Source organism: Pseudomonas sp. NPDC088885 (assembly GCF_044750025.1).
GTDB lineage: Bacteria > Pseudomonadota > Gammaproteobacteria > Pseudomonadales > Pseudomonadaceae > Aquipseudomonas > Aquipseudomonas rustica.
In genome coordinates, this window is the sequence record NZ_JBIVJB010000203.1 from 1 (window position 1) to 2,768 (window position 2,768).

Genomic DNA, 2,768 nt, shown 5'->3' on the forward strand with positions numbered 1-2,768 from the left:
CTTCTTGGATGTGTCAGAAGGGGCTGGATCACGCATAGGGATTCAATGAGTGTCTTGAAAAAGGACGCGATTCTAGCAGGCTCGCGGCCTCAAGGCTAAAGAGAAGGGCGGATCAGTTCGAGGCTGAAGTGATGCCCGGCCAGATAATCGTCGATGCAACGGATGATCAGCTCACTGCGCCAGTGCTCGCGTTGAGCCATTAATTCGTCGCGGGTCAGCCACTTGGCGCCGACGATGCCGTCGTCCAATTGGTAATCCGGGTGATGTTTGACGGCTTTGGCGCTGAAGCACACGCGCTGGTAGGTCACGCCGTTGCTCGGGGCGGTGTACAGATAAATACCGATGACGCCGGTGGGTTCGACGTCCCAGCCGGTTTCTTCAAGGGTTTCGCGGATGGCGGCGTCGATCAGGGTTTCGTCCGGATCGAGATGACCGGCGGGCTGGTTGAGCACGTTGCGCCCGGCTTTGTGTTCTTCAACCATCAGGAAGCGACCGTTGTCCTCGACGATGGTGGCGACGGTGATGTGGGGGAGCCATTCCATGAGTCTTCCTCAAATATTGAATTGAAACCCAATCCCCTGTGGGAGCGGGCTTGCTCGCGAAAGCGGTGGGTCAGTCAATGAAGAGGTTGAATGATAAACCGCATTCGCGAGCAAGCCCGCTCCCACACAGGGTTTGTGGTGATCATAAAACCCGGAAACACAAACCCCGGCACCAGGCCGGGGTTTGTGATGTTCCCTTTACAACCTTAAACCAGCGCAGCAATCGCCGCGTTGAGGGTTGCGCTTGGGCGCATGGCCTTGCTGATCAGCTCGGCATTGGCGTGGTAGTAACCGCCGATGTCGACTGGCTTGCCCTGAACGGCGTTGAGCTCGGCAACGATGGTTGCTTCGTTCTCGGTCAGGGTTTTTGCCAGCGTCGCGAACTGCGCTTGCAGTGCCGCGTCTTCAGTCTGGGCGGCCAGGGCTTGAGCCCAGTACATCGCCAGGTAGAAGTGGCTGCCGCGGTTGTCGATGTTGCCGACTTTGCGCGATGGCGACTTGTTGTTGTCGAGGAACTGGCCAGTGGCCTGATCCAGGGTTTTCGACAGCACCAGCGCTTTCGGGTTGTTGTAGTTCACGCCCAGATGCTCAAGGGACGCTGCCAGTGCGAGGAACTCGCCCAGCGAATCCCAGCGCAGGAAGTTCTCTTCAACCAGTTGCTGCACGTGCTTCGGAGCCGAACCGCCGGCGCCGGTTTCGAACAGGCCACCGCCGTTCATCAGCGGCACGATCGACAGCATCTTGGCGCTGGTGCCGAGTTCCATGATCGGGAACAGGTCGGTCAGGTAGTCGCGCAGTACGTTGCCGGTCACCGAAATGGTGTCCTTGCCTTCGCGGGTGCGCTGCAGGGTGAACTTCATCGCGTCGACTGGCGCCATGATCTGGATGTCCAGACCGGCCGTGTCGTGATCCTTCAGGTAAGCCTGAACTTTCTCGATCACTACGCCGTCGTGAGCGCGCATTGGGTCGAGCCAGAAGATCGCTGGCGTGCTGCTGGCGCGAGCACGGTTGACGGCCAGTTTGACCCAGTCCTGGATCGGCGCGTCTTTGGTCTGGCACATGCGGAAGATGTCGCCGGCTTCAACAGCCTGTTCCATCAGCAGGGTGCCTTTGCTGTCGGTCACGCGAACCACGCCGTCAGCCTTGATCTGGAAGGTCTTGTCGTGCGAGCCGTACTCTTCGGCTTTCTTCGCCATCAGGCCAACGTTTGGCACGCTGCCCATGGTGGTCGGATCGAAAGCGCCATTGGCTTTGCAATCTTCGATCACAGCCTGGTAGATGGTCGCGTAGCAACGATCCGGAATCACAGCCTTGGTGTCGTGCAGTTGACCGTCAGTGCCCCACATTTTGCCGGAGTCACGGATCATTGCTGGCATCGAGGCGTCGACGATAACGTCGCTCGGCACGTGCAGGTTGGTGATGCCTTTGTCGGAGTTGACCATCGCCAGCGACGGACGAGCGGCGTAGACGGCGGCCATGTCGGCTTCGATCTGCGCTTGCTGCTCAGCCGGCAGGGCTTTGATGCGAGCGTACAGATCGCCGATGCCGTTGTTCAGGTTGAAGCCGATCTCGGCCAGCACGGCAGCGTGCTTGGTCAGCGCGTCTTTATAGAACTCGGCAACGATCTGGCCGAACATGATCGGGTCGGAGACCTTCATCATGGTCGCTTTCAGGTGAACCGAAAGCAGCACGCCCTGGGCCTTGGCGCTTTCGATTTCAGCAGCGATGAACGCGCGCAGGGCGTTTTTGCTCATCACGGCGCAGTCGAGGATCTCGCCAGCCTGAACGGTGGTTTTTTCTTTCAGAACGGTCGCGGTGCCGTCTTTGGCGATCAGCTCGATCTTCACGGCGTCAGCGGCGTCGATCAGGGCAGCTTTTTCGCTGCCGTAGAAATCGCCGGTGCTCATGTGAGCGACGTGGGACTTGGAGTCTTTGGCCCAGGCGCCCATTTTGTGCGGGTGCTTGCGCGCATAGTTTTTAACCGATAGCGGAGCGCGACGGTCGGAGTTGCCTTCACGCAGAACCGGGTTCACGGCGCTGCCCTTGACCTTGTCGTAACGCGCCTTGGCGTCTTTGTCGGCGTCGCTGGTCACGGTTTCCGGGTAGTCCGGCAGGTTGTAACCCTGGGCTTGCAGCTCTTTGATCGCGGCTTGCAGCTGAGGCACCGAAGCGCTGATGTTCGGCAGCTTGATGATGTTGGCTTCAGGCGTAACGGCCAGGTCGCCC

Annotated in this window: 2 protein-coding genes; both read right to left on the minus strand. The window is 59.5% G+C overall.

Going from position 1 to position 2,768, the window contains the following annotated elements; translation table 11 throughout:
- Positions 1 to 95 precede the first annotated feature (95 nt).
- On the minus strand, positions 96 to 542 hold the full coding sequence (locus tag ACIP1X_RS28450) for an NUDIX hydrolase (protein ID WP_400755921.1): 447 nt from the start codon (positions 540 to 542) through the stop codon (positions 96 to 98).
- Between the two features lie 206 nt (positions 543 to 748).
- On the minus strand, positions 749 to 2,768 hold a 2,020-nt coding region (locus ACIP1X_RS28455; RefSeq protein WP_400755922.1), incomplete at its 5' end, for an NADP-dependent isocitrate dehydrogenase.

What these genes read in the sequence shown, in the direction of transcription:
- ACIP1X_RS28450 (WP_400755921.1), bottom strand. Translation starts at nt 542, where the DNA reads ATGGAATGGCTCCCCCACATCACCGTCGCCACCATCGTCGAGGACAAC.